Origin of the sequence: Tepidimonas charontis, from assembly GCF_007556685.1 — a bacterium.
Classification (GTDB): Bacteria; Pseudomonadota; Gammaproteobacteria; order Burkholderiales; family Burkholderiaceae_C; genus Tepidimonas; species Tepidimonas charontis.
The window spans coordinates 1-7,421 of sequence record NZ_VJON01000066.1 but is presented as its reverse complement, the minus strand read 5'-3'; the positions used below and the strand labels follow the sequence as shown (position 1 = coordinate 7,421).

The 7,421-nt window shown below is 65.8% G+C and carries 3 protein-coding genes and 2 pseudogenes; 2 read left to right on the top strand and 3 right to left on the bottom strand.

Annotated elements, in window-relative coordinates; translation table 11 throughout:
• Window positions 1-394: 394 nt before the first annotated feature.
• A pseudogene (locus Tchar_RS12935) lies at window positions 395-622 on the top strand (transposase); the annotation flags it as partial.
• Window positions 623-1,257: 635 nt separating this feature from the next.
• Window positions 1,258-1,668, top strand: a pseudogene (locus Tchar_RS14155) (methyl-accepting chemotaxis protein); the annotation flags it as partial.
• 2 nt (window positions 1,669-1,670) lie between these two features.
• Here the strand turns inward: Tchar_RS14155 and rpoD are convergent.
• The 3 genes from rpoD to Tchar_RS12910 all read right to left on the bottom strand — a co-directional run.
• Complete coding sequence (rpoD, locus tag Tchar_RS12920; RefSeq protein ID WP_144329402.1) at window positions 1,671-4,022, bottom strand: RNA polymerase sigma factor RpoD; 2,352 nt, start codon at window positions 4,020-4,022, stop codon at window positions 1,671-1,673.
• 350 nt (window positions 4,023-4,372) lie between these two features.
• Window positions 4,373-6,490, bottom strand: a complete 2,118-nt coding sequence (locus tag Tchar_RS12915) for a DNA primase (RefSeq protein ID WP_161595539.1) — start codon at window positions 6,488-6,490, stop codon at window positions 4,373-4,375.
• 41 nt (window positions 6,491-6,531) lie between these two features.
• Window positions 6,532-7,421: PD-(D/E)XK nuclease domain-containing protein (locus tag Tchar_RS12910; RefSeq protein WP_161595538.1), on the bottom strand; the 890-nt coding region annotated here is incomplete at its 5' end.

The following is a 7,421-nucleotide window of genomic DNA, read 5'->3' as shown; positions in this document are numbered from 1 at the left end:
CCCATCAAGGGGCTTGCTGGAGCCAAAAGACGGCTCAGCATCTGCTTCGATCCCGTCATGTGAAACGATATTGACCCTCAACTCGTCGCCACGAACGAGTGGGCGGGGTAGTGCAGAGGTTCCCTAATGGACAATCTGGGATTATTGTGATATTCCACACGAAAATGGCTTGGCCGTGTCGCTTTCCGGTCATCTCAGCCATGTCGGTCCCCGCGTCGCGAGGCGGGTGGACTCGGGCCAAGACCGGCGGTGGCGAGCGCCAGGCCGCGAAGGTTGACCGGTGGCGCAGCGCGCGCATATGCTGCCTAACAGGCCGTTGAAAAACTCCCCCGCAGCTGCCCGTGCGGCCGGTACCATGTGAGCGGCGGCGACGACGAGACAGCAGACACCAAAGATGAGAGGCACACAGAACATCCAGGGGGCGATGTTCAGCTACATCAGCCTCGAAGAGCGGGTACCGGCCAGACACCCGCTGCGCGAGCTGCGGGGCTTGGTGGATGCCTTGCTGGCCAGCATGAGCGCAGAGTTCGAAGCGGTCTATGCCCGCCGCGGCCGCCCTTCGGTGCCGCCAGAGATGCTGCTCAAGGCGCTGCTGCTGCAAATCCTGTTTTCCATCCGCAGCATGCCAAGCTGGTGGGGCAGGCGCTGATGTGCTTTGCCGCGTACAACCTGGTGCGCATGGGCTCCATCGGGGGCTGGTGGGATGCGCATCATGTGTGATCGCCGGGGGCAGTGCGCCCAAAATGGGCAAACGGCCCCCAAAGGGGGCGCCCAGGCGGCCGTCGCAGCCCGGAAAAACGGCTTGCGCCGGCTTCGGACCCACGCAAACGGGTACGCGGCCGCTTCGATGGGGTTTTTTCAACGGCCTGAAAACAGCGCCGCTGGCGCGAGCGCGCGTTTACGCCCAGACATTGGAGACGTACCTTCCCGGCGATCCGCTCGCCGATGAGGAGAAGGCGCTGTATGCCACCTACCGGCAGGCGCACGATGCGTACCGCGCCGCGGCCCAAGCCGGCTTGTCCGCGCTGGAGAACGCGGGGGCGACCGAAGAATTGGTCGAACTGGCCCGCGATGCGTTCGACAGCGAAACACCGGCCGCGTTCGCCAAAGCCTATGCCGCGATGGAGTCGATCCACCAGTTCAACCTGCGTGGCGCGGACGGAGCGCATCATGTTGGCGATCACCGGCGTGGTCGTCGTGGTGGGGATCGGTCTCATCGTCTGGGTGCCCACCACGGTGACCCGCCCGGTGGGGCAGGCGGTCGCGGTGGCGCGGGCGGGCGAGGCCGGGCGCGGGTTCGCCGTGGTGGCGGCGGAGGTCCGGTCACTGGCCCAACGCAGCGCGGATGCGGCGCGGCAGATCAAGGAGCTGATCACTGCCAGCGTGGAGCGGGTGTCGCAGGGCACGGCACTCGTGCACGACGCGGGCGTGGCCATCCGCGACATGGTCGAGGGCGTCCAGCGCCTGGGCGGGCTGGTGGCGGAAATGAATGCCGCCAGCCGCGACCAGGCGGCCAGCATCGATCAGGTGGGCGCGGCGGTGGGGCAGATCGACCAGGGGACGCAGCAAAATGCCGCCCTGGTCGAAGAAATCGCCGCGGCGGCTTCGAGCCTGCGCCAACAGGCCAATGAGCTGGTGGCCGCCGTGTCGCGCTTTCGCGTGTCCTGAGCTTACAGATTGTCCAGGAAGCTGCGCAGCTTCTCGGAGCGGCTGGGGTGCTTGAGCTTGCGAATCGCCTTGGCTTCGATCTGGCGGATGCGCTCGCGCGTGACGTCGAACTGCTTGCCCACTTCCTCCAGCGTGTGGTCGGTGGACATTTCGATGCCGTAGCGCATGCGCAGTACCTTGGCTTCGCGCGGTGTCAGGGTATCCAAAATCTCCTTGACCACCTCGCGCAGACCCGCTTGCATCGCCGCATCCACGGGCGCCACGTTGCTGGTGTCTTCGATGAAGTCGCCCAGGTGCGAATCATCGTCGTCGCCGATCGGCGTCTCCATCGAGATCGGCTCCTTGGCGATCTTCATGATCTTGCGGATCTTGTCCTCCGGCATATCCATCTTCTCGGCCAGGATCGAGGCATCCGGCTCGACGCCGAATTCCTGCAAATACTGGCGCGAGATGCGGTTCATCTTGTTGATGGTCTCGATCATGTGCACCGGGATACGAATGGTGCGCGCCTGATCGGCAATGGAGCGCGTGATCGCTTGCCGGATCCACCAAGTGGCGTAGGTGGAGAATTTGTAGCCGCGGCGGTATTCGAATTTGTCCACCGCCTTCATCAGGCCGATGTTGCCTTCCTGGATCAGGTCCAGGAACTGCAAGCCGCGGTTGGTGTACTTCTTGGCGATGGAGATCACCAGACGCAGGTTGGCCTCGATCATCTCGCGCTTGGCGTCACGCGACATGGCCTCGCCATCGTTCATGCGCTTGTGGATGGCCTTGAGCTGCTCCAGCGGCACCACCACCTGCGTCTGCAGGTCGATGAGCTTTTGCTGCAGCTCCTGAATCGCCGGGATGTTGCGGCCCAGCACTGCGCTCCAAGGCTTGCCGGCGGCGGCCTGGCGTTCGACCCATTGCAGGTTCAGCAGATTGGGCGGGAAGTCGGCGGCGAATTTTTCTTGCGGCATACCGCACTTGTCGACGATGATGCGGCGCAGCTCGCGCTCGATCTTGCGCACCGTATCGACCTGCTGGCGCACCTTGTCGCACAGCGTCTCGATGGTCTTGGCGGTGAAGCGGATCGTCATCAGGGTATCGGTGATGCCACGCTGCACTTCGCGGTAGCGCGGCGTGCCCCAGCCCTCGGCCTCGTAGATGCGGCGCAGTTCCTCGAACTGCGCGCGGATGGCGTCGAAGCGGCTCAGCGCCTCGCGCTTGAGCTCCTCCATCTTGCGCGTCAAGGCCTTGGAGCCGCCCTTGCCGTCATCGTCGTCTTCGTAGTCGTCGAAATCTTCCTCGGCGACGTAGTCGTCGGCCTCATCGGCGTCGGCAAAGCCGTCGACGACGCTGGAGATGACCACTTTGCCTTCGCGAATCTCCTCGACCATCAGCAGCAGGTCGTGGATGATGGCGGGCGACTCGGAGATCGCCTCCATCATCTCGTGCAAGCCACGTTCGATGCGCTTGGCAATCTCGATCTCGCCCTCGCGCGTGAGCAGTTCCACCGTACCCATTTCGCGCATGTACATGCGCACCGGATCGGTGGTACGGCCGAACTCGCTGTCCACCGTCGACAGCGCCGCTTCGGCTTCCTCCTCGGCTTCTTCCTCGGTGGTCACGGCGGCCGGGGCCCCGGTCAGCAGCAGGGTTTCCGCATCGGGCGCTTGCTCGAAGACGGACACACCCATGTCGTTGAGCAGCGAGATGACGACTTCCAGCGTCTCCTGCTCGACCAGCTTGTCCGGCAGGTGGTCGTTGATTTCGGCGTGCGTCAGGTAGCCACGCGTCTTGCCCAGCTTGATGAGCTGCTTGAGCTTTTCCCGGCGCAGCTTGGCCTCCTCTTCGGTCAGCACCGTGTCGTCGAGGCCAAACTCCTTCATCAAGGCGCGTTCCTTGGCCTTGCTGAGCTTCATGCGCAGGGGCTTGGCCTTCTCGGCCGGCTCGGCCTCGGCGGCTTCGACCTCGTCGGCCACCGCTTCCAGGTCGTCCTCGACCAGGTCGTCGTCGAGGTCGCCCAGATCGGCATCGGCAAACACGTCGTCCTCGCCTTCGCTCTTGGCTGGCTTGCGACCGCGCTTGGCTGCACCGCTCTTGCCGCTGGCCTTGGTCGTCTTGGCGGCCTTGCTCGCCTTGCTGCCGCTGGCCTTGCGCGCCTTGAGCGCATCGGCGCCGGTGGCCTCATCCGCTGCGGCAGGTGCCTGCGCCGTCGCAGCCGCCGCCGTGGTGGCGGCGGTCTCGGAGCTCGTTGCGCTGGCTTTCGTGCTGCGCTTGCGCGCGGCCGGCCGCGCGGCCTCCGGCAGCGGCGTCGGGGTGGCCTCGGTTTCAGCGGTGATGGGGGCGGATTTCTTCGAACGGGTGCTCACGGCTCACACACTCCACCCGGTCAAGCCGGGCCAGACAAAGACGAAGTACGATGGGCGCAAAACGGTGGACACAGCCAACCGTTGACACAGGTGAACGCAAACAGGGTGGCCACAACGCCGCTGAACGGGTCGATGCCAGCCACACGTCCGCACCCCCAAATGGGGATGCAGCGCCTGTTTCGCAAGCGAGGGGCGAACATTTGGTGTGCAGCCCTTGCGGGGCGGATGAGCGTGCATCCTGGCCAAGCGTCGTGTCGTTTCGCGGCTGGCGCCGCAGCCGCAAAGGAAGGCTGCGCGCGCTTCAAGTGGCCCTGTCCGGAGGTGCTGCTGTCGCACTTGCGAACTTTTCATTATAACACTTCATCGCCATTTTGCATGCGAAGCCGCTCTTCCATGACGACGCGATAGCGCCTCAACGCCTCGGGGTCATGGGTGGCACGCTCGATCAACGCGCGTTCTTCCTGCTTCAGACGTTCGATCCGCAGCCGTCGCAGGAGTTCGCGCAGCTCGTGCCGCTGGTCATCGACCGAGGGCGGCAGCGCCCCGTCGTCGCTTGCGGGCTCCAGCGATACCGCGCTGTCGTGCAATGCCAGCGCCAGGGCTTCGAATGGCTCGCCACGCATGGCCTCGCGCAGCGCGGCCCAGGGCTGCGCGCCGTGTTCCAGCCATTGGCGTTCCAACCAACTGAACAACAGCCCGTGGGGCGGTGGTTCGGTGGCAAGCAGGGCGTGATCCTCGGCAGTCAGCCACAGCCAGGCCTCGGGCGTTCCCAGCACGATGCGGGCGATACGGTCGGCGCGGTCCAGCAAGCCGCGACGCGCGCGGCGCACGACACTGGCCCAGGCGGGGCCACTGATGGCGCCGTCGGCCGGTCGGGTACGGCCGGGAGGGGCCGGGCGCGCCGTGCCGGCGCTGCCCGCGGGCAGTGGTGTCGGCGGTGGTGGCTGACGGGCAGTCACAGCCGTTGCTGCGCGAGCAGCCACCGCTGCGGGCGGCACCGTCCGGGCTGTGGACGGTGTGCCAGCGCGGGTGCCGCGGCCCAGTCGCTGGTGCCACAGTTCCTGCAGCTCGCGCGCTTCCAAGCCGATGCGGTCGGCTAGCTCGTGCAGCAGCTGGCGCTTGAGCGCGCTGTCGGGCATCGCGGTCCACAGCGGCTGCGCCTGCGCACTCAGGCGCGCCCGGCCTTCCGAGGTATCGAGGTCGCAATCCGTGGCGGCCACGTCCAGCAGGTAGCGGCTCAAGGGCAGCGCGGCCTGTACGGCGGCGGCAAAGGCTGCGGCGCCATGGGTGCGGATAAAACTGTCGGGGTCGTGCTCCGACGGCAAAAACAAGAAGCGAATGGTGCGCGTATCGGTGGCGTGCGGCAAGGCGGCCTCCAGGGCACGCCGCGCGGCCCGCCGACCGGCCGCGTCACCGTCGAAGGCAAACACCACCGCATCGCTGAAGCGAAACAGCTTGCGCACATGCTCGGGCGTGCAGGCGGTGCCCAACGTGGCCACGGCGTTGCCAAAGCCCAGTTGAGCCAAGGCCACCACGTCCATATAGCCTTCGGTGACCAGGACATAGCCCTGCTGCCGAATGGCGGCACGGGCCTCGAACAAACCATAGAGCTCTTCGCCCTTGCGAAAGACGGGAGTTTCGGGCGAGTTGAGGTATTTCGGCTCACCGCCGTCGATGACCCGTCCGCCAAAGCCGATGCATTCGCCCTTGACATTGCGAATGGGAAACATGATGCGATCGCGAAAGCGATCGTGGCGTCGGTTCGCACCGCTGGCCACCCGCTCCCCCGGGGTGGAGGAGGCCGGCTCGCCCGTGTCGGCCGTCGCGTCGGCCGGCGAGCAGGCGTGGGGCGCGGCCTCGGCGTCGGGAAGGCGCGCGGTCGCGCCGGCATGCGCCGCATCGGCCGCGATCACCAGTCCGGCTTCGACCAAGCGGTCGTCCTGGTAGTCCGCGAATATCGTCGACAGGAAGCGCCAGCCTGCGGGTGCATAGCCCAGGCCATAGGTTTTGGCGATGGCCCCGGTCAACCCTCGGCCTTTCAGATAGGCGATGGCACGCGGGCTGAGCTTGAGCTGCGCCTGGTAAGCGCGCGCTGCCTGTGCCAGCACTTCGGTCAAGGTGGCGCGACGCTGCCGCAACGCCGCTGCCTGCGCGCGTTGCGCCGGGGTCGTCTCGTCCTGCGGTACGCTCATGCCGGCTTGCTGGGCCAAGTCCCGCACGGCGTCGGGAAAGGGCAGGCCCAAATGGCGCATCAAAAAGTCGATGGCGTTGCCGTGCGCGCCGCAGCCAAAGCAGTGGTAGAACTGTTTCGATGGGCTGACCGTGAACGAGGGCGATTTTTCGGCGTGAAACGGACACAGCCCCAGATAGTTCGCCCCGCCTTTGCGCAAGGGCACATAGCGCCCGACCAGCTCCACCAGATCGGTGCGCGCCAGCAGCTCCTGTAAAAACGACGCCGGGATGGTCACGGGTGCGATTGTGCGCGGTCGCAGACGGCCTGTCAGCGCAGTCAGGCCACGTCCAACCCCACCACATTGCGCTGCTGGCGGCTGAACTCGATGCCGACCAGATGCAGCGGCCGCCCATCCGCCCGGTATTTGTCCGCATACGCCTTGGCCCGCAGCTGCGCCAGCGCCTGCCCGGTGGCCTGGTCGGGCACCACCTTGAACTCGAACAGATAGATGCGCTCAGGGAGTTTGACGGTCAAGTCGATGCAGCCGTGGTTGGTGACGTCTTCGGCAATCAGCTCCAAGCCGAGCGCGGCCAGGTGGCTGTAGAAAACGCTGGCCCAGTAACCCTCGTACTGGGTGATGGGGTTGGCGCGGTACCAGTCGTGCGGGATGGTGGCGTAGAGGCTTTCCAACGCCTGCCGAAAACGGGCCGTGTCCCCCTGCGCCAGCGCGCGTCGTACCAACAGCCCCTGCTGACTCACCACAGCGGCATTCTCGGTCCACCCCGCCAGCAACGCCCGGTTGAGCGCCATACGCACCTCCAGGTTGGGCAGGCGCAGACGGTTGATGGTGAAGTCGGCCTCTCGGATGCGTTCCTGAAACGTCAAATACCCCGTCTGCCACAGCATGGCCTCGGGCTGGATCGACTCGACGTCGAAGGAGGACAACAGCGCGTCGTCGGCGTAGGTTTCTTCCAGTTGCGGCGTGAAGTAGCCGCGCGCGCGCAGCCACTCGACCAAAAAGGTCGGCGTGCCGGTCTCGAACCAGTAGGGGCGAAATTCCCGCTTGTCAAACAGCAGCAGCACATCGAACGGGTTGTAAACCGCCTCGCCCAGCCAGTTGTAGCCGTTGTACCAGTCGCGAATGGCTTGCCGGTCCAGCCCCTGCAGCTCCGGCGCGAAGACCGTGTCCACATCGGCTTCGGTGTAGCCGCAGATGGCCGAGTACT